Here is an 18821-nt window from a genome sequence, read left to right as displayed (position 1 = left end):
TGGAACCTCGTAGATCCGCCGCGCACCGCGCACCCTTTTCGAAGGGGGACCCTCACCGTTCCGGGGCGATCGGCATCAATGCCGGCGGTCCATACCTGTGCCGCGCCGGTCTCCGATCGGGGAGGGACGGCGGCGGGAATATCGGGCTGTGGCACGGTGGTTCCGCACGACGACAGAACGCACGCCCCGGGACCCGGATCCGGCAGCTGTGCTCGGCAGGCAGCGGAGGAGGCCCGGTGAACGCCGGATTCGACCTGTTCGGTGAACACATCCTCTGGACCGACGCCGTCGGCAATCTGTTGTCCCTCGCAGTGGTGTGGCTGGCCATGCGCAAGACCATGTGGACGTGGCCCGTGCAGCTGGCCGGTGCGGTCCTGCTGCTGGCGGCGTCGGTGCACGCCCACGTGCCCGGCAATGCGCTCAAGCAGTTGTTGTTCATCGGGCTCGCGGGCTACGGCTGGCTGGCCTGGCGGCGCGGCACCTCCGAGCACCGGGATCTGATGGTCCGGCCCGCCACCCGCCGCGAACGCGTGACGCTGCTGGCCCTGCTGGCGGTCGGCACGGTCGCGGTGGCCGAGGCGTTCGCCCACCTCGGCTGGCTGCACATCGCCTGGTCCCCGTGGGCCAACGCCTATGTCTTCGTCGGCAGCGCCATCGCGACCTTCGCGCAGAGCCGGGCCCTGACCGACTTCTGGATCATCTGGATGCTCGTCGATCTGGTCGGTGTGCCGCTCGCGATGAAATCCGGCCTGTACGCCTCGGGCGCTGTCTACGGTCTGTTCTTCCTGCTCGTGGTGCTCGGGTTCCTGCGCTGGCGGGGCGAATATCGTTCGCGCCGAGACCTTCCCGCCGCCCCGGCGGCCGTCGCCGCGCCCGCGGGCGGCGAGTGAGTCGGTCCCGATACCGGGAATTCGCTGCTCTGCCCCTATTTGTTCCGGATTCTCGATTTGCCGACAGGAGCGCAGGCTGCTAGGCAGTAGCCACTGATCGAGGTCCATCCAGGCGGATGGAGTGTTTTCTGGGGCGGGATATGAGTGACGGAAGTTTCGGCGACTCGGGGTCGATGTTCGGGCGGGTGGAACCGCCGAGCTTCGGCAGTACGCTGCGGCGGCTGCGGGAACGACGCGGCGTCTCGCGTGAGCGGCTGGCCTTCGGCTCGGGTGTCAGCGTCAGTTACATCACGCGCATGGAACGCGGCGACCGCGACCATCCGACCGAGCAGGTGCTGACGGCCATGGTGCGCTATCTGCACAAGGTCGGCCCGGTTACCCCGGTCGAATACCGGCATCTGCTCGAACTGTCCGCCCTGCCGCAGCACCCGGCCGCGGCCCGCGGCCCGATAGCCGCGGACGTGCCGGGCATTCTCGCCGCCCACCTCCCGCACCCCGCGGCCTACCTGGACCGGTATCTGAATGTACTGGCCGCCAATACCGCTCATCTGCGCACCTTCCCGGGCGTCGGCGAGGACGGCAACTATCTGCGGTGGATGCTCACCAATCCGGCCGCGCGTGCGGTGCTTCCGGCCTGGGAGTCCGATCTGCGGCGTGCGATCGCCACGCTGCGCGGCGTGATGGCCCTCGTCGGCGAGGCCGCCGACGACGCCCGGCTGCTGACCGAGTTCGGCCGCTTCGAACTCTTCCGGCGCATATGGACCGAGGAGCATTACAGCCTCACCGGGGCGCCGACGGTCATGCGCCTACGCGATGCCGAGACCGGTGAACCGTATGCGCTGCTGTGGCAGATCCTGCGGGATCAGTCCACCCAGATGTACCCCGATCAGCCCCTGTTCATCGTCGGACTGCCCACAGCGAGTCGACCTGGAGACCGTCCGGTCGGCTCGTAGGATCGCCCGCGGAAGGTTCTTTCCACCCGGAGGGAGGCCGAGCGCGGTGCCTGTCTACAGTCTCGACCGGCCGATCGTGGTCGGTGTCGACGCCTCCGAGTCCGCCCTGCACGCCGTGCGCTGGGCCGCCGTGGACGCGGCCCTGCGCGGCGCGGCCCTGCACCTGGTGTTCGCGGTGCCCGCGGGCGGCGAATCGCCCCTGGACGAGAGCCCGGTCCGGCTGCTGCACGATCGGCTGCGCGACACCGCCCAGGCCGCCCTCGACGCCGCCGCCGAGATCGCGCGGAAAGCCGCCGGGGACCGCGAGATTCGCGATATCCGCACCTTCCTCGTCGATGTCCCGGCCGTCATGGTGCTGGCGGAGCTCGCCGCCACCGCCTACTACGTGGTGGTCGGTGTGCGCGGGATGAGTGCCTATCACCGCAGCCTGCTCGGGTCGGTCAGCACCGGTGTGGCGCGGCATGCGCAGGGGCCGGTGGTGGTGGTTCCCGGTGAGACGGACGGGCTGTCGGACCGGCCCGTGGTAGCCGGCGTGGACGGGTCGCCGCACAGTGTCCGCGCACTCGAGATCGCCTTCGACGAGGCCTCCCGGCGGGGCGTGCCGCTGATCGCGGTCCAGGCGTGGGAGGTGTCCGGGGACAGTGACACCCGCTCCTACGACGACGCGGTCCAGCTGCTCACGCGCATGCTCGATCGCAATACCCGGGGCTACCCGGGCGTCGAGGTGAAATCCGTTGTGAAGGAAGGACGTCCCGCCCGGGTTCTGCTCGATGCCGCCGCTGGCGCGCAACTGCTGGTGGTCGGAAGTCACGGCACCCGTGGCTATCCCGGTATGGCGCTCGGCTCGACCGGTCACGCGCTGCTGCACGGCAGCGAGTGCCCCATCGCCCTGGTCCGCCTGCGCAACTGAACCGGCGGCGCCGCCGATTTCGGGCAGCGCATCCTCGGTTACGGGAGTTTCGCACCGGCACACCGGATTCGGCCGCGACCGACCCGCGCGCTGTGCGACCGATGGCCGAACGTCTCCGTGTCAATGCCCGGCAAGCTCGCCCGGTCGTGCACACGCGGCCCGCTGACATCGCGGTACGGCCAACAAAAACAGTGCGTGTGTAACTGTTTCGCCAGAAATCAAGAACCCCAGCAATTTTTGGGTACATCATGCGCAAGCCGGGCCCGACCCGGAGGTTATACAAATAAAGAAAGTTACGACCATGCGTAGAGCAACGGCGCTCTTCGCCGCATTACTGTTGGCCATCCTCTTTTCCATCACACACCTGGCGGCCCCGAAGGCCAATGCCGATGTCTGCACCGGTGATTGGGCGATCGGCATCGGCGGCCTCGGCGACAACACCTCGTCCATCTTCATCCCGTACGTCGATCAGCCAGTCGGATACAACTCCGCCGACCCGATGTCGGGGTTGAACGAACTGGACCGACTGTTCTGGCAGCACCGCAACGAATGCCCGGGCGACCACATCCGGTTGATCGGGCACAGTGAGGGCGCCGGTATCGTGCACGCCTGGGTCACCGCACACCAGGACGTCGACAATGCCAATGCCATTCTGCTGTCGGATCCCAAGCGGGCCCCCGGCCCGGGTTGGGGCGGATTGTCCTCGACTCCCGGCAACGGGATCATCGGCTATCCGCTGGCCGGCGTCGACGACTGGTTCGGCGACTTCCCGGTTCTGACGGTGTGCAACCACGACGACCAGATCTGCGACACTTCGGCCGGCTGGTGGGGTTACCTCTTCGGAGGAGCACATGGTCGTTACGATTTCAATGTCTGGGACTACGGCGACTGGGATTCCGGCGTCTGGTACCGGTAATCATGTGATTCGAAGGGGATCAGTAGCCGAAAGGCACTGGTCCCCTTTGGCTGAACCCGTGCCCCATCGACGTGCACACGGCCGAGCCATTGAAGGTGACCTGACAGGTCGCGCCGGCATGGGTAATCGAGAACTGCGGATCGTGTCCGCTCACCTGCGCGATGGGGGCCAGACCCGGATTTCCGCCCGCGAGGGTGTGGCTGCCGTTGGAATTCCACTCGGGATGCGCGGGCAGCGCGGTCGAATCGATGGCAATGGCAGGCACATTCGAGAACGGCACCTGCGCCCCGGCATAGAGCACATTCATGGTGGCCGCCGGAACCGTCAGATCACACCCCACCGCGCCGGCCGCGCCGATCGAACAGTTCCACTCGCCCATGCTGAAATACACGGTGTCGCCGACCTGGGCGGGACCGCCCGCGTCGTCGGCGTACGCGCCGCCCGCCCCGAACAAACCGGCAACAATCCCGAGAATTCCCCCGCAAACCCATGCGGCGGTCGCTTTCACAGCTCTGGACACGGCATCTCCCTGATGCGCATTAAGTGTTATCGGCCGAACCGGCCATAGAGAAAACGTATCACTTTACGGCGCAAAGGCAGAAGTTCTGTCGAGGGGGCTGACACAATTTTCGGCCACCGCGGCGGTCAATTCGTCTCAGCGACCGGCAAATCCCTCCGTGTTTCAGACCTTCAGCCCGTTGCGGGTGACGTAGACGATGTGGAAGGTGATCAGCCCGGCGAGCACCACGAGCCATTGCAGCGTGGTGGCCAGGGGGACGGCGTCGAGTGGCAGTGTGTAAGCGAAGGCCACCCGGATGGCGGCGTCGAGGGTGAACACCGTGCCCCACACCGCGGTCAGCACGCGCAATTGATGGCGGAAGCGAGAGTCGTTGTCCCAGCGGGCATCCCATTCCCGATGCCCCGCCTCGCCGATCTTCACCGTGACGATGGTGCGGGCGAAGCTGCGCATCATGGGCCGCTGGGTGAACAGCGTGCCCAGCGTCCACAGGCCCAGTGCCCCGAACAGCCAGCTGTCCCGGACCAGCAGGGTGCGCGGATCGCCGGTGACCAGGGACACCACCGTGCCCGCCACGATCATGGTGAGGGTGAACAGGGCGATGGCGTCGACACGGCGGTGGCGGACGGCGTCGTAGGCGAGGAAGGGGAGGGTGAGCAGGGCGGGCGCCACCAGTGCCAGCCAGGGGTTGACGCCCGCGGCGCGCAGTGCGTAGTAGGCGCCGATAGGGAGGACGAGTTCCAGGATCACCTGGCGCGCAGTGTGTTTGCGCAGGGCCGCGCGCTTCTGGTCGGGGGTGCGGTCGGAGTCGGGGGTGTGCGGGGAGGTCGCGGGCAGCGCCATGATCAGGCGTCCTTCCGGGTGGCGCGGTCGAAGATGTCGGCGAGTTCCTGGGCGCAGGCCGTGGTGTCGAAGGCCGGGTCGGCGGCGGCGCGCGCGATGGCGGCGTCCACCGAGCCACGGATGGCCATCAGCATGACGACCGGATCGAATTCGCGGAATGCCCCGTCGCGCTGGCCTTCTCGCAGTCGCTCGACCTGTGCCGCGGACACGCTGTCGAGCTGCTCGACGAGGCCGAACAGGTGCGGATCGTCGGTCCCGGCATTGGCCGCGATATTCGACAGTGCCCGCATGTGTTTCGGATATTCGTCGATCAGGGCCAGGTTCGCGGCGAAGAAGCCGCGCAATCGGCCCCGGTGGCCGTCCTCCGTATCGAGTTTGGCGACAACGTATTCGGCGGAGGTCCGCATGATGCGGGCGACCACCTCGCGGATGAGATCGCCCTTGCCCTGGAAGTGATACGAGATCATGCCGGTGCTGCTGAGCCCGGCCTGCTTGGCGATCTTGGCGAACGAGGCGTTCGGATACCCCTGATCGGCAATGACCTCGATGGCCGCGTCCACGATCTGGGCGCGCCGGGCGACCTCGGTGAACGTCCTCCCCAATGATTGCTTGCTTGGGCTGGATTTTGCTTGCATGAGCAAACCGTATGACGGTTTGCTCGGCCGAGCAAGAGAATCGTCCGTTCTGGGACACTCATCGACCCGGGGGTAAGCCGAAAGTGGTACCTCGCCGTGTGCTGTCGGCTGATGGCCGCGCCGCCCGGCTCCGGAATCGTCGGAGCCGACACGGTGACGCAGCGGGCGTCGCCCCTCCGATACGAGGTGAACGGATGATTCAGGCGCGTGGGCTCGGCAAGCGCTACGGGGACGTACCGGCGGTGGACAACCTGTCCTTCGATGTCCGGCCCGGCGTGGTGACCGGCTTCCTCGGTCCGAACGGGGCCGGGAAGTCGACCACCATGCGGCTCATGCTGGGCCTCGATCACGGCAGCGGCCGCACCCTTTTCGACGGGCAGCCCTACGCCGAGCTGACCGATCCGCTGCGCTCGGTCGGCGTCATGCTCGATGCCCGCGCCGTGCATCCCAAGCGCACGGCCATCGGGCATCTGCGCATGATCGCCGCCGGGGCGGGCATCGGCGAGGGCCGGGTCGAGGAGGTGCTGGGCCTGGTCGGCCTGTGCAATGTGGCCGGGAAGCGGGCGGGCGGGTTCAGTCTCGGGATGCACCAGCGGCTGGGTCTGGCGGCCGCGCTGCTGGGTGACCCGGCCACCCTGATCCTGGACGAGCCCGCCAACGGGCTGGACCCCGAGGGTGTGCGCTGGCTGCGCGATCTGCTGAAAGAGCTTGCGCACCAAGGGCGCACCATCTTCGTCTCCTCGCATCTGCTGAACGAGATGGCGCACCTGGCGGATTCGCTGGTCGTCATCGGCACCGGGCGGCTGCTGGCCGCGGAATCGGTGCGCGAGTTCGTCGCCCGCAACTCCGCGCCCCGCATCACAGCGCGCACCGATCGGCCCGCGGAACTGGCGAAGACGTTGAACCGCCATGGATTCCGCGCCCGGGTGGAGGCGGACGGCACGGTGGCCGTCGAAGGTCACGACCGGCAGGGTGTCGCCGCCCTGGCCCTGCGCGCCGGGCTGCTTATCACCGAGCTGACCCAGGCGCGCACCAGCCTGGAGGACGCCTACTTCCAGGCCACCGCCGATTCCGCCCAGTACCGCGGCCACGTCGCCGCCTGACATCGAACAGGAATTCCGCTCATGTCCAATGCCATCCGCTACGAACTGACCCGGCTCGCCACCCTGCGCTCCACCTGGGCGCTGCTCGCGCTCGGCCTGGCCCTGCAGGCCTTCATCGCCTATCTGTCCGCGGCCCGCGACTACGCCACGCCGAGTGAGCAGTTCGCCGCCTCGGTCTCGGGGCTCCCGCTGCTGCTGGCCACCCTGTTCGCCACCGCGGTGGCGGTCAATGCCTTCGGGCACGAATACCGTTACGGCACCATCACTACCACCGTGCTCACGGTGCGCCGGCCGGGCCGGGTCCTCGCGGCGAAGGCGCTCACGGTGGGCGTGCTCGCCGCCCTCTACGGCCTCGCGCTGGTGGGCGTGACCGTGCTCGTGCAGCTGCTGAACTCGACGCTACCGGCCGAAACCTCGCATCTGGCACGGGCTTTCGTCGCCGTGCCCGTGTATGTGACACTCGCCGCCCTGGCCGGTATGGGAATTGCCGCCGTCACCCGCAATGCGACCGTCGCCATGGTGGCGGCCATCGGCTTCCCGACCGTGGTGGAGACCGGCGCGGTGCTGGCCGGCGTCAGCCCGAAGGTGATGCCCTTCCTGTCCGCCGGGCAGCTGGTGCAGCCCGGGACCGGGAATCCCGCCCTGCTGGTATTGCCGCTGACGTTGGTGGCGGCCGGGTTGCTGGCACTCGGACACGTGCTGCTCGCGCGCCGTGACGTGTGAGAATGCCGAGCCCGACTAGGGTTGCCGGAATGAGCACGACGCGCCGGATCGGCACGGTGATCCTCGATGTCGTGCTCGCCGCGCTGTTCGGCGCGGCCGGTTTCGAGGAGGTGCACACCTCCGCGATCGGCCTGCTGCCCGCCGCGGCGGGCCCGACGGTGGCTGTCGTGGCCGGTATCGCCCTGCTAGCGCGGCGCTTCCGGCCGCTGCCGGTACTCGGGGTGGCGCTGCTCGGGCAGCTGCTGGTCGGCGCGTTCGCGCCCATGCTGCTGGCGATCTACACGGTCGCCCGGCATTACGGCAACCGCCGCCCGACCTGGCTGGCGGCGCTCGCGTCGGTGATCGTGGCGGTGGTGCCCTGGGGCGCGGGCAGCTGGTGGGAGCTGTTCGTCCACCGCGGCGTCATCGTCACGGTGGGGCTCGCGCTGCCGCTGCTGCTGGGACTGTGGACCAATCAGCGTGCCGAAACCCTTGCGGCCCTGCGGGAACGCGCCGAGCAGGCCGAACGCGAACGCGACCTGCGCGCTGCGGCGGCCGTGGAGGCCGAGCGCCTGCGCATCGCGGGGGAGCTGCACGATATTGTGGCGCACCGGATTTCGCAGATCACCGTGCTGGCCGGGGCGCTCGAGGTGTCCGCCGACGGCAAGCCCGCCGAGATCGCCGGCACCATCCGCGCCACCGGATCGCGCGCCCTGACCGAGATGCGGGAGCTGCTCGGCGTGCTGCGCGCCCGCGACGGTGGGGAGGCGGCGCCGCTGCGGCCCGTGCCCGACCTCGGCGCCATTGCCGAACTCGTCGCCGAGGCGGTCGCCGCCGGGCAACAGGTGGACCTGTCACTGCCGCCGGACCTGCCGCGGGTGCCGGGGCCGGTCGGCCGGGCCGCGCATCGACTGGTGCGGGAGGCGCTGACCAATGCCGCCAAGCATGCGGCCGGGGCCGAGGTACGGGTGGCGCTCACCGTCGCCGACGATCGTCTCGACGTCGATGTCCGCAACGGCCCCGGTGAGCGGACCGCCCTGGCTGCCCAGGGCTCCGGCTTCGGTCTGCTCGGCATGCGCGAACGGGTCGAACTCGCCGGTGGGACCGTGCATTCCGGTCCGCTGGCCGGCGGCTACCGGGTGCACGCGACATTCCCGCTGACGGCCGACGAATGACGATGTGGTGAAGGAGGTTTCGTGATCCGGGTGGTGCTGCTCGACGACGAGGAACTGGTGCGCTCCGGCATCGCAATGATTCTGGAGGCCGGCGGCGATATCGAGGTGGTCGCCCAGGACGGCGACGGCCGCGCCATCGTGGACCTGGTGCACCGGTACCGCCCGGATGTGGTGGTCACCGATATCCGCATGCCGCACGTGGACGGTCTCGAGGTGACCCGCCGGGTCCGCGGCCTCCCCACGCCGCCGGCGGTGGTCGTCCTCACCACCTTCGGACTGGACGAATACGTCTACGCCGCACTGGAATCCGGCGCGGCGGGCTTCCTGCTCAAGGACACTCCGCCCCGCGAACTCGCCCGTGCCGTCGAGGTGGTCGCCGCCGGTGACGCCATCCTCGCGCCCGCCATCACCAAACGCATGCTCACCGCCTTCACGCAGGGTCCGGGCGCACAGCAACCGGACGCGCTCGCCCAGCTTTCCCAGCTCACCGATCGGGAACGCGAGGTCGCCCGGGCCGTCGCCACGGGTGCGGGTAATGCCGAGATAGCCCGCACCCTCCACATGAGCGAGTCCACGGTCAAGGTGCACATCAGCCGCGTCATCGCCAAGCTGGGTCTCGAAAACCGCACGCAGATAGCAATTCTCGTGCTGCGCGCCGGATTGGCCTGAAGGCCCGAGGGGGCGAAATGGGCTGTGGTGCGGGCAGGGGAATCACTGCCGGGTGAGGGCGGCGAGCCAGGCTGCCACCGGGGTCGGGCTGGGGAGGATGTCGAGGGTGGCCGGTTCGAGGGAATCGAGTCGCCAGCCATCGGTGAAGGCGGACTCGATATCGGTGCGGCTCAGGCGATGCGGACCCCAGGTGCCGGGCTGGCGATCGCTGAAACCGAGCAGGAAGTAGCGTCCGCCCGGCGCAATGATCGCGGCCAGGCCGTCGACCAGGGCGATGCGGTCCGCGCCGTCGAACAGGTGGAACAGGCCGCAGTCCAGCACGGTGTCGAAGGTCTCGCCGAGGCCGGCCAGGTCCAGGGCGCTGTGACGCACGAACCGCGCCCGCAGGCCGCGTTCCGCCGCCTTGTGCCGGGCCAGTTCGAGCGCCTGCGCGGATTGGTCGATCCCGGTGGCGTCGAGACCCAGGCCGGCGGCGAGCAACGCGTGTTCGCCGGTGCCGCAACCGAGGTCGAGGACCCGGCCGTGCAGGGCGCGGGCCTCGGCGAGGGCGGTGAAAGCGGGCTGGGGGCGGTCGATGTCCCACGGCGGTTTCGTCGCGTACAGGGTGTCGGGTGCGTTGGGATCGTGGTATTCGGGGTGGGGGTCGTCGATGGGTGGGAACACGGAATTCTCCTGTCGGGAGGGCCGGCCGTGACCTGGTGCCTCGAATTTATCGGTCTTGGCTGCCGGTTTGGCAGGCGATGTGGGCATAGGCGGTGAGGACGCGTCGAGCTGGCCGTCGGCGGGCGCGTATCGACGTGGCTTCGGATGGGAGCTGCCAGGGTGGTCGTCGTCCTATGTGGCGGTCGGCGTCCGGTCGTGATCGGGTTCTGACAGGCTGCCGGGTATATCAGGTCCGGTCGCGCGTAATCGTCGACTGCACGAGCGGTTCCAGCTGGGTGGCAATGCGGTCCAAGGGCTCCGTGTTCTGCTGTGCGCGGCACATGGCCACGCTGCCCTCGACGGCGGCGACGATCAGGGTGGCCGTGCGCTCGGCCTCGGCGCGCTCGGCCCCGTGGTCGCACATCGAGTCGGTCAGTAGTTCGGTCCAGCGGCTGAAGGCCGCGGCGGCCGCCTCGCGTGGTGCGCCCTCGGCTTCGGGCAGGTCTTCCACGGCGACCGCCAGCACCGGGCACCCGGCGCGGAAGTCGGTGTCCACCACGACCTTCCGCCACATCTGGAGGAAGGCGCGCATCCCCTCGATCGGCCCCCGGTCCAGTTCGCGGGCGAGCAGCGTCGCCGCGAGATCCCCGGCGAAGGTGACCGCCTCGGTCGCGAGCTGGGTCTTGCCGCCGGGGAAGTAGTGGTACGTCGAACCCAGTGGCGCGTGAGCGTATTTGGCGAGCTCGCGCACACTGGTCGCGTTCAGGCCGCGCCGCCGGATCATGTCGGCCGCCCCGGCCACCAGTTTGCCGCGCGAATCCGCGGCCTCGCCCGGCGTCCCCGCCATCGACTCCTCCTTGTCTATAACAACCGTCATAGAGTACCGCCCCTCGATTATAACGACTGTTATAGACGGTCCGCCGGAAGCGAAGGAGCACGTAGATGCCGATGATTCACCTGCCCCTGCCCGCCGGAGTGTCAAGGAACTGGCCGCCCTCGCCCAGGGGCAGCGGTCGGATGCGTGAGCTTTGCCCACCATGATCTTCCGGCCGAGATCGTGACCATGATGACCGCCGCTTGGGAGGACGCGCCCGCGGTGTACGCGGCGCACACCACCAAGCTGGTCCTGCACCGCACAGTTTCCGAACCGGGCGACTAGTTTGCCCGTTGGCCTGCGGTTCGGCACGGGATTACCGCACACTGGGCTCCTGGCAAACGCCGTGTGAGGGCGGCGTTTTCACTCGGGAGCTAGCATGACCGCAACCCAGCCTCGATCCGATGATGAACGGCGTCTCGCCGAACTCGGTTACAAACAGGAATTGGCGCGATCCTGGTCCGGATTCTCCAATTTCGCGATCAGTTTCACCATTGTCTCGATTCTCACCGGCGGCCTGGCGAGTTACGGGATCGGCCTGTCCAATGGCGGGCCGATCACCATGGCGTGGGGCTGGCCGCTGGTCTCGGTCATGGTGTTGTTCGTCGGGCTGGCGATGGCCGAATTGGCCTCGGCCTATCCGACGTCCGGCGGACTGTACTGGTGGGCGTCGGAGCTGGGCGGGCCGGTGTGGGGCTGGTTCACCGGCTGGTTCAACCTGATCGGGCAGATCGCGGTGACCGCGGCCATCGATTACGGCGCGGCCATCTTCACCACCGTGGTGCTGAATGTGATCGGATGGGATATCGGGACCGACCGTAATGCCATCTTCGCGGTGTTCTCAGGGATTCTGGTGCTGCATGCGGTGCTGAACATCATCGGCCCGCACCTGTCGGCGGTCATCAACAATGTGTCGGCCTGGTGGCATGTGGGTGGTGTGGCCATCTTCGTGGTGGTGCTGGGTTTCGGTGCGCGCCACCATCAGAGCATCGGCTTCGTGTTCACCAAGACCGTGGACAACAGTGCGATCGGGTTCGGCGGGGTGGCGTTCAGCTTCCTGCTCGGGCTGCTGCACGCGCAGTACACGTTCACCGGGTACGACGCGTCGGCGCACATGTCGGAGGAGACGCGCGACGCCTCGCGCATGGCGGCCAAAGGGATCATCAACACCATTGTGGTGTCGGCCATCGCGGGGTATCTGCTCATCATGGCGGTGACGTTCGCGATCCCGAATCTCGACGATGCGCTGGATCCGGCCAAGAACAGCGGCTATCCGGTCATCTATATCTTGCAGAATTCGCTGAATTCGTTCTGGTCCGGGCTGCTGCTGATCATTGCCGCCGTCGCCCAATTGTTCTGCGGCTATGCCTCGGTCACCGCGGCCTCCCGCATGCTGTTCGCCTTCGCGCGCGACGGCGCGGTGCCGGGATCCAAGCTGTGGGCGAAGCTGTCGGCTCGCCGGGTGCCGGTGAACGCGGTCTTCTTCGTCTCGGTGTTCGCGTTCATCCTGCTGATTCCGTCGATGCTGGTGCCGGCCGCCAATGCCCCGACCGCGTACGCCGCCGCCACCTCGGTGGCCACCATCGGCCTGTACATCGCGTACGGGATTCCGGTGCTGCTGCGGCTGTTGCGCGGCAACCGATTCCAGGCCGGGCCGTGGCAGCTGGGCCGCTGGTATCGGCCGATCGGGATCATCGCGCTGATCTGGATCGTGATCATCAGCGTGCTGTTCATCCTGCCGACCGACGACCACGGGTATCCGTGGGTGGACGGATTCACCTGGAACGCGGTGAATTACGCGCCCCTCACCCTGGTCGGGGTGGTGGGCGCGATCGCGGTCTGGTGGTTCGTCTCGGCCCGCCGCTGGTTCACCGGGCCCAAACGAACCGTGGAGGAGCCGCCGGAGGTCGACCAGGCCCCCGTCGGCGCCTGAACCGCAGCGCTCGAAAACCGTTGCGCTACAGGGGCGTCACGTACGCACCCGCGATACCGCCGTCGACCATGAACTGCGAGGCGGTGATGAAGGAGGAATCGTCGCTGGCGAGGAAGGCCACAGCGGCGGCGATCTCCTCCGGCTCGGCGAACCGGCCGACGGGAATGTGCACCAGGCGGCGCGCGGCGCGTTCGGGATCCTTGGCGAACAGCTCCTGCAACAGGGGAGTGTTGACCGGTCCGGGGCACAGCGCGTTCACGCGAATGCCCTGGCGCGCGAACTGGACTCCCAGCTCCCGGCTCATGGCCAGCACGCCGCCCTTGGAGGCGGTGTAGGAGATCTGGGAGGTGGCCGCGCCCATGACGGCCACGAAGGACGCGGTATTGATGACCGAGCCCCGGCCGCGTTCGAGCATGTGCTCGATGGCGTACTTGCTGCACAGGTAGACGGAGGTCAGATTGACCTCCTGCACCCGTTTCCAGGCGTCGATGCCGGTGGTGAGGATCGAATCGTCCTCCGGCGGTGAGATGCCCGCGTTGTTGAATGCGATGTCGAGGCCGCCGTAGGTGTCGACGGCGGCCTGGAACAGGTCCCGCACCTGCTCCTCGTCGGTGACGTCGACCTTCACGTAGAGCCCGCCGGCCTCGGCCGCGGCGGCCTCGCCGCTGGTGGCGTCGATATCGGCGACCACGACCTTCGCGCCCTCCTGGGCGAAGCGCCGGACGGTGGCCAGCCCGATGCCGCTGCCGCCGCCGGTGACGACCGCGACTCGATCCTGTAAGCGCTGCAACGTATCTCCTTCGATGAGGGGCGGGTTACTCGGTGGCGAGGAAGACGTTCTTGGTCTCGGTGAAGGCGCGCGCGGCGTCGGGGCCGAGTTCGCGGCCCAGACCGGACTGCTTGAATCCGCCGAACGGCGTCCAATAGCGCACGGAGGAATGGGAATTCACCGACAGGTTCCCGGCCTCGACCCCGCGGGCCACCCGCAACGCCCGCCCGACATCGCTGGTCCAGATGGAGCCGGACAGGCCGTAGGCGGTGTCGTTGGCGATGCGCAGGGCGTCGGCCTCGTCCTCGAAGGGCACCACCGCCACCACCGGGCCGAACACCTCCTCGGTGAGCACCCGGTCCTCGGGGCTCGACGGGAGGACGACGGTGGGGGCGAACCAGTATCCGGGGCCGTCGGGGCGGGCACCGGTGAACGCCACCTTGGTCGACGGTTCGAGGAATCCGGCGACGCGGTCGCGGTGGGCGGCGGAGATGAGGGGTCCCATCTCGGTCGACTCGTCGGACGGATCGCCGACCCGCACGCCCTGGACCGCGGGTTCGAGCAGTCCCAGGAAGCGGTCGAAGACGCTGCGCTGCACCAGGATCCGGGAGCGGGCACAGCAGTCCTGACCGGCATTGTCGAAGACGCCGTAGGGCGCGGTGGCGGCGGCGCGCTCGAGGTCCGCGTCGGCGAACACGATATTGGCGCTCTTGCCGCCCAATTCGAGGGTCACCCGCTTCACCTGCTCGGCGCAGCCGGCCATGATCTGCCTGCCCACCTCGGTGGAACCGGTGAACACCACCTTGCGCACGGCCGGATGGGTGACGAAACGGGCCCCGACCACCGCACCACGACCCGGGATCACCTGGAAGACGTCCTCGGGCAGGCCCGCCTCCACGGCGAGCTCGCCGAGCCGGATGGCGGTGAGCGGGGTGAGCTCGGCCGGTTTGAGCACCACGGTGTTCCCGGCGGCCAGCGCGGGACCGAAGCCCCAGGCCGCGATGGGCATGGGGAAGTTCCAGGGCACGATGATGCCGACCACGCCCAGCGGCTCGCAGAAGGTGATGTTCACGCCGCCCGGAACCGGAATCTGATTGCCCAGCAGGCGTTCCGGCATGCCCGCGCTGTAGTGCAGGACGTCGCGGACATTGCCGGCCTCCCAGCGGGCATTGCCGATGGTGTGGCCGGCATTGCTGACCTCGAGCCGGGCCAGCTGCTCGATCTCGGCGTCCACCGCCTCGGCGAAGCGGCGCAGCAGCCGCGCCCGGTCGCCGGGGGCGACGGTGCGCCAGCTCGCCGTCGCCCGGTGCGCGCGTTCGATGGCGGCGTCGGTGGCGGCCATGTCGGCCGCGGCGATGGTGGCCAGCACCTGCTCGGTGGCGGGATTGACGATGTCGGTGGTTGTCACGGGGTGCGCTCCTTTCCGTACTGTGCCGCATGGTCGACCAGGGCCCGCATGAGGCGGAGGTCGGTCGGGTTCTCCTCGGGATGCCATTGCACGCCGAGCAGGAACGGGCCGTCGCGGGTCTCCGCGGCCTCGATGATGCCGTCCGCTGAGTGCCCGGTGGCGGTGAGGCCGGGGGCGAGCGTGCCGATGGCCTGATGGTGGTGGCAGTGCGCCTTCGCCTCGGAGCCCACGATGGCGGCGAGGCGGCTGCCGGGAACAGTGGTGACGGTGTTGACCGTGAAGACGCCGGGGGAGCGGGAGTGGTCGGTGTGCCCGACGGCATCCGGGACGTGCTGCAGCAGGGTGCCACCGAGGGCGACGTTCGCCAATTGCAGTCCGCGGCAGACGGCCAGGACCGGCAGGCCCGCGGCGCGGGCGAGCGCGAAGAGCCCGAACTCGGACTCGTCGCGGTCGGGGCGCAGGCTGCGGGTGGCGGGATGCGGTGGCGCGCCGTAGCGGGCGGGATCGAGGTCCGCGCCGCCGGTGAGCACCAGGCCGTCGAGGCGGTCGACGAGCTCGGGGCGCGGAGTTCCGGTGGGCGGCAACAGGACCGGGATGCCGCCCGCACGTTCGGTCAGGTCGACGTAGGTGCGGGCCAGCACCGCGGCGTCGACGTCCCAGTGGCCGAAGCGGGTGCGTTCGGAGTACGTGGGCAGGCCGATGACGGGCCGGCGGCCGGGGTCAGAGTCGTTCGAAGCCACGGATCCGCTCCCAGTCGGTCACCGCCGCGTCGAAGGCGTCCAGCTCGACCTGCGCGGCATTGCGGTAGTGCCGCACCACCTCCGGGCCGAACGCCTTCTGGGCGATCTTGCTGTCGCCGAACAGCTGCGCGGCCTCGCGCAGGGTGTGCGGGACGCGCGGGCGGTGCGAACGGTAGGCGTTGCCGTGGAACTCCGGCTCCAGCGGGAGGTGCTGCTCGATGCCGTGCAGACCGGCCGCGATGGCCGCGGCGACCGCAAGATACGGGTTCACATCGCCGCCCGGGATGCGGTTCTCCAGGCGCAGCGACGGGCCGTGGCCGACGACGCGCAGGGCACAGGTGCGATTGTCGCGGCCCCAGGCCAGGGCGGTGGGCGCGAAGCTGCCGGCCTGGAATCGTTTGTAGGAGTTGATGTTCGGGGCCAGCAGGTAGGTGAGTTCGCGCAGGCAGTCCAGCTGGCCCGCGATGAAGTGGCGCATCAGGGCCGAGGGGTCGTCGCCGTCGGCGAAGACCGGCTCGTCCGCGCTGTTGCGCAGGCTCAGGTGGATGTGGCAGGAATTGCCTTCCCGCTCATTGTATTTCGCCATGAAGGTGATGCTGCGGCCCTCCTGGGCGGCGATCTCCTTGGCTCCGGTCTTGTAGATGGTGTGGTTGTCGCAGGTGACCAGGGCCTCGGCGTAGCGGAAGGCGATCTCGTGCTGGCCGGGATTGCATTCGCCCTTGGCGGACTCGACATACATTCCCGCGCCGGACATGTCGGTGCGGATGCGGCGCAGCAGCGGTTCGATGCGGGCGGTGCCGAGCATCGAGTAGTCGACGTTGTACTGGTTGGCGGGGGTGAGATCGCGGTAGCCGCTGCGGAAGGCGGACTCGTAGGTGTCGTCGAAGACGAGGAATTCGAGTTCCGTGCCGACATAGGCGGACAGGCCGCGCTCGGCCAGGCGATCCAGCTGGGCGCGCAGCACCTGCCGGGGTGAGGCGGCCACGGGCTGCCCGGGCCGGCCGTGCGGGTCCACCTGCTCGACGTCGCAGAGCACCAGCGCGGTGCCCGGCCACCACGGCACCAGCCGCAGCGTGCCCAGGTCCGGCCGCAGCACGAAATCGCCGTAGCCCGTGTCCCAGGAGGACATCTCGTAGCCCTCGACCGTGGTCATCTCCACGTCGACGGCCAGCAGATAGTTGCACGCCTCCGTCGCCCGATCCAGCACCTCCTCCACGAAATACCGTGCCGAACAACGCTTTCCCTGTAATCGACCCTGCATGTCGGTCATGGCCACCAGCACCGTGTCCAGCGTTCCCGCCTCGACCCGCGCCACCAGCTCCGCCACGCTCAGCATCCCGGCCCGCATTCTTGACCCCTCTCGACGTCAACCCCGCTCACGCTAGGCGAACCCGGGCTCCGCGTGTGCCCGAATACGGCAAGTGATCACCAGCGTGTCCGCACCGCTGCGGAGCTGGAGGCCGGTGCCGTGTGGCGAACGGCTCGATGTGTCGCGAGGCCTCGGACCCCTGCCAGTGCCGAGAGTTCATCGCCGTGCCGCCTTTCCTCCCGAATATGCCGACACCGCAACAGTATTGACCGACACGGCGCGCCGAATCCGCCGAAGTACTCAGCGCCGTTACTCACGGCCGGAGAGTCGGGCGACTCGCCGGGAGCGGAAATGTCGCTGCGGGCGTGGCGGCCTGTCGGCTACCGTCCGGACCATGCCCGGTCCTGATGAATCCTCCGCCGTCTATCTGATCACCGGTATTCAGGCCGCCGGGAAATCGACCGTGGCGCAGGCCCTCGCCGAGCGGCTGCCGCGCTCGGCCCATGTGCGCGGTGACGTCTTCCGGCGTTTCCTGGTGAGCGGGCGCGCCGACATGACCCCCGATCCGAGTCCCGAAGCGCTCGAACAGCTCCGCCTGCGGCACCGCCTCGCCGCCGAGGTGGCCGACTCCTACGCGGCGGCGGGGTTCACGGCGGTGGTGCAGGATGTCGTGCTCGGCGACCTGCTGCCCTACCTGATCAGCCGGATTCGCACTGATCCGCTCTACGTCGTGGTGCTCGCCCCGAGTCCGGACGCGGTGGCGCGGCGCGAGGCCGCCCGCCCGAAGCACGCGTACGGATCCTTCACCGTGAACGACCTGGACAGCGTCCTGCGCACCGAAACTCCGCCCCTCGGCCTGTGGCTCGACAGCTCCGACCTCACCGTCGGCGAAACGGTCGATGCGATCCTCGCGAACGCCCGGCCCTTGGCCCGCTGACGAATGCCTCACTGGTGCGGCGGCTGGACGTTATCACGATCCATCCCGAGGAAACCCATGCCCGCCGTGCGGTCCTGCCGCTGCCGGATCTGCCGCCGGTCAAGCCGAGGGAGCATGATCGCTGAGGCCCGGCTCCACGCCAGCTGAACTGGTGACCTCCCTCCGACGCGGAAGCGGCGCCGGGCTCGGCAGCGGGGCCAGGATTCCCAGATCAGCCCGTGCACACGCGTAAAAGCGGTCTCGCGCATCGGATGTGCCCGCCAGCGCTTGCCGCACCGACTCCGCGTTGATCGACGTGTCATTGTGTAGCCGGCGGAGTTCCCACACCTTCTGTTGCCACTCACGAGCCGCAGCCACAGTCGGCCCATCGGCCAGCAGCAGAATCGACTCCAGCAACGCAGCCCGCTCGTCTTCCGCAGTCACCAAAAGTGGCCACCCTGTCGAAATATCCAGCACCTCATGGCCGGGCCAGAGCTCAGGGTGCTTCGCAGCAGCCATCTTGACGTGGATTCGGACCTCACGTTTGACGGCCGCCGCATACGCGGAGTACGCCTCCCGCCGCGAGCCATCCCACCGCAGAGCCTGCTCCCGCTGCCAAGCGAAGAGCTCTTTCCGCGAGCCGAAATAGTAGCTCAACCACGCCGACGTAGCACCGGTGACCAGGGCGACCGCAGCACTGTAAAGCGCAAGCACCACACCAGGATACGGTTCACCGTGGTCGGTGATGCTCCACGCCACCCGAGCCCGACCCTCGAGGTCCATGACCACCGAGACGGGCTCTGTCACTCGCTGAAGTCTTCGACCACGTCGCGGATGAACGGCCAGTCCAACCGTTCTGAACGTGCACTACGGCTGAGGAATTGGCGCGAAACTGCTGTTCGACAACGGTTTGTGCG

Annotated in this window: 21 protein-coding genes; 11 read left to right on the top strand and 10 right to left on the bottom strand. The window is 68.6% G+C overall.

The genetic code is table 11. The features are described 5' to 3' along the window. Nucleotides 1-236 precede the first annotated feature (236 nt). The 4 genes from pnuC to ACFXHE_RS21600 all read left to right on the top strand — a co-directional run bounded on the left by pnuC (nucleotide 237) and on the right by ACFXHE_RS21600 (nucleotide 3669). On the top strand, nucleotides 237-890 hold the full coding sequence (gene pnuC, locus ACFXHE_RS21615; protein WP_379385595.1) for a nicotinamide riboside transporter PnuC: 654 nt from the start codon (nucleotides 237-239) through the stop codon (nucleotides 888-890). A gap of 140 nt (nucleotides 891-1030) precedes the next feature. Continuing rightward, nucleotides 1031-1843 carry a helix-turn-helix transcriptional regulator gene (locus ACFXHE_RS21610; RefSeq protein ID WP_379385593.1) on the top strand — a complete coding sequence of 271 codons (813 nt, stop codon included), beginning with the start codon at nucleotides 1031-1033 and terminating at the stop codon, nucleotides 1841-1843. A gap of 46 nt (nucleotides 1844-1889) precedes the next feature. Continuing rightward, nucleotides 1890-2753, top strand: coding sequence for a universal stress protein (locus ACFXHE_RS21605; RefSeq protein WP_379385591.1), 864 nt, complete (start codon nucleotides 1890-1892; stop codon nucleotides 2751-2753). 301 nt (nucleotides 2754-3054) lie between these two features. Continuing rightward, the gene (locus tag ACFXHE_RS21600; RefSeq protein WP_364624593.1) at nucleotides 3055-3669 is read left to right on the top strand and encodes a cutinase family protein; all 615 of its coding nucleotides are present in this window, start codon (nucleotides 3055-3057) and stop codon (nucleotides 3667-3669) included. Between the two features lie 19 nt (nucleotides 3670-3688). Here ACFXHE_RS21600 and ACFXHE_RS21595 read toward each other — a convergent pair whose 3' ends face one another. The 3 genes from ACFXHE_RS21595 to ACFXHE_RS21585 all read right to left on the bottom strand — a co-directional run bounded on the left by ACFXHE_RS21595 (nucleotide 3689) and on the right by ACFXHE_RS21585 (nucleotide 5664). Further along, nucleotides 3689-4189 (bottom strand): hypothetical protein, encoded by a 501-nt coding sequence (locus ACFXHE_RS21595; RefSeq protein ID WP_379385589.1) that lies wholly within the window; start codon nucleotides 4187-4189, stop codon nucleotides 3689-3691. Nucleotides 4190-4351: 162 nt separating this feature from the next. Continuing rightward, nucleotides 4352-5029, bottom strand: coding sequence for a VC0807 family protein (locus tag ACFXHE_RS21590; RefSeq protein WP_379385587.1), 678 nt, complete (start codon nucleotides 5027-5029; stop codon nucleotides 4352-4354). A 2-nt stretch (nucleotides 5030-5031) separates the two neighbouring features. Further along, entirely contained in the window at nucleotides 5032-5664 is a 633-nt protein-coding gene (locus tag ACFXHE_RS21585; RefSeq protein ID WP_379385586.1) for a TetR/AcrR family transcriptional regulator, read from the bottom strand. A 194-nt stretch (nucleotides 5665-5858) separates the two neighbouring features. Between ACFXHE_RS21585 and ACFXHE_RS21580 the strand changes: the two genes are divergently transcribed. The 4 genes from ACFXHE_RS21580 to ACFXHE_RS21565 are packed head-to-tail and all read left to right on the top strand — an operon-like array spanning nucleotide 5859 to nucleotide 9313. Continuing rightward, nucleotides 5859-6767, top strand: a complete 909-nt coding sequence (locus ACFXHE_RS21580) for an ATP-binding cassette domain-containing protein (RefSeq protein ID WP_379385585.1) — start codon at nucleotides 5859-5861, stop codon at nucleotides 6765-6767. A 21-nt stretch (nucleotides 6768-6788) separates the two neighbouring features. Beyond that, nucleotides 6789-7490 (top strand): ABC transporter permease, encoded by a 702-nt coding sequence (locus tag ACFXHE_RS21575; protein WP_379385583.1) that lies wholly within the window; start codon nucleotides 6789-6791, stop codon nucleotides 7488-7490. A gap of 29 nt (nucleotides 7491-7519) precedes the next feature. Then, nucleotides 7520-8644 (top strand): sensor histidine kinase, encoded by a 1125-nt coding sequence (locus ACFXHE_RS21570; protein ID WP_379385581.1) that lies wholly within the window; start codon nucleotides 7520-7522, stop codon nucleotides 8642-8644. A 21-nt stretch (nucleotides 8645-8665) separates the two neighbouring features. Beyond that, a complete protein-coding gene (locus ACFXHE_RS21565) occupies nucleotides 8666-9313 on the top strand; it encodes a response regulator (RefSeq protein WP_379385579.1) in 648 nt (215 codons plus the stop codon). A 42-nt stretch (nucleotides 9314-9355) separates the two neighbouring features. Here ACFXHE_RS21565 and ACFXHE_RS21560 read toward each other — a convergent pair whose 3' ends face one another. Continuing rightward, nucleotides 9356-9976, bottom strand: a complete 621-nt coding sequence (locus ACFXHE_RS21560; RefSeq protein WP_379385577.1) for a class I SAM-dependent methyltransferase — start codon at nucleotides 9974-9976, stop codon at nucleotides 9356-9358. A 226-nt stretch (nucleotides 9977-10202) separates the two neighbouring features. Continuing rightward, nucleotides 10203-10802, bottom strand: a complete 600-nt coding sequence (locus ACFXHE_RS21555) for a TetR/AcrR family transcriptional regulator (RefSeq protein ID WP_379385575.1) — start codon at nucleotides 10800-10802, stop codon at nucleotides 10203-10205. 174 nt (nucleotides 10803-10976) lie between these two features. Here ACFXHE_RS21555 and ACFXHE_RS21550 point away from each other — a divergent pair, with 174 nt between their 5' ends. Both ACFXHE_RS21550 and ACFXHE_RS21545 read left to right on the top strand, forming a co-directional pair. Next, the gene (locus ACFXHE_RS21550) at nucleotides 10977-11114 is read left to right on the top strand and encodes a hypothetical protein (protein WP_379385573.1); all 138 of its coding nucleotides are present in this window, start codon (nucleotides 10977-10979) and stop codon (nucleotides 11112-11114) included. A 94-nt stretch (nucleotides 11115-11208) separates the two neighbouring features. Continuing rightward, nucleotides 11209-12762, top strand: coding sequence for an amino acid permease (locus tag ACFXHE_RS21545; protein WP_379385572.1), 1554 nt, complete (start codon nucleotides 11209-11211; stop codon nucleotides 12760-12762). A 25-nt stretch (nucleotides 12763-12787) separates the two neighbouring features. Here the strand turns inward: ACFXHE_RS21545 and ACFXHE_RS21540 are convergent, their stop codons facing one another. From ACFXHE_RS21540 to ACFXHE_RS21525, 4 genes are read right to left on the bottom strand one after another with little or no spacing between them, the layout of a single operon-like run. Continuing rightward, nucleotides 12788-13567 carry a 3-oxoacyl-ACP reductase gene (locus ACFXHE_RS21540; RefSeq protein ID WP_379385907.1) on the bottom strand — a complete coding sequence of 260 codons (780 nt, stop codon included), beginning with the start codon at nucleotides 13565-13567 and terminating at the stop codon, nucleotides 12788-12790. Nucleotides 13568-13577: 10 nt separating this feature from the next. After that, the gene (locus ACFXHE_RS21535; RefSeq protein WP_379385570.1) at nucleotides 13578-14939 is read right to left on the bottom strand and encodes an aldehyde dehydrogenase family protein; all 1362 of its coding nucleotides are present in this window, start codon (nucleotides 14937-14939) and stop codon (nucleotides 13578-13580) included. Beyond that, entirely contained in the window at nucleotides 14936-15679 is a 744-nt protein-coding gene (locus tag ACFXHE_RS21530) for a gamma-glutamyl-gamma-aminobutyrate hydrolase family protein (RefSeq protein ID WP_379385568.1), read from the bottom strand. Before ACFXHE_RS21530 ends, ACFXHE_RS21535 begins: the two co-directional genes overlap by 4 nt. Then, entirely contained in the window at nucleotides 15660-17027 is a 1368-nt protein-coding gene (locus ACFXHE_RS21525; RefSeq protein ID WP_379385566.1) for a glutamine synthetase family protein, read from the bottom strand. The genes ACFXHE_RS21530 and ACFXHE_RS21525 overlap by 20 nt, the downstream gene beginning before the upstream one ends. A 355-nt stretch (nucleotides 17028-17382) precedes the next feature. Here ACFXHE_RS21525 and ACFXHE_RS21520 point away from each other — a divergent pair, with 355 nt between their 5' ends. Then, nucleotides 17383-17925, top strand: a complete 543-nt coding sequence (locus ACFXHE_RS21520) for an AAA family ATPase (protein ID WP_379385565.1) — start codon at nucleotides 17383-17385, stop codon at nucleotides 17923-17925. 99 nt (nucleotides 17926-18024) lie between these two features. Here the strand turns inward: ACFXHE_RS21520 and ACFXHE_RS21515 are convergent, their stop codons facing one another. Continuing rightward, entirely contained in the window at nucleotides 18025-18711 is a 687-nt protein-coding gene (locus ACFXHE_RS21515) for a hypothetical protein (protein WP_379385563.1), read from the bottom strand. Nucleotides 18712-18821 lie beyond the last annotated feature (110 nt).

The organism is Nocardia sp. NPDC059229 (genome assembly GCF_042754165.1).
In the GTDB taxonomy this organism is placed as follows: domain Bacteria; phylum Actinomycetota; class Actinomycetes; order Mycobacteriales; family Mycobacteriaceae; genus Nocardia.
Note: the sequence above shows the minus strand (reverse complement) of the source record. Positions and strands in the feature narration are given on the sequence as shown.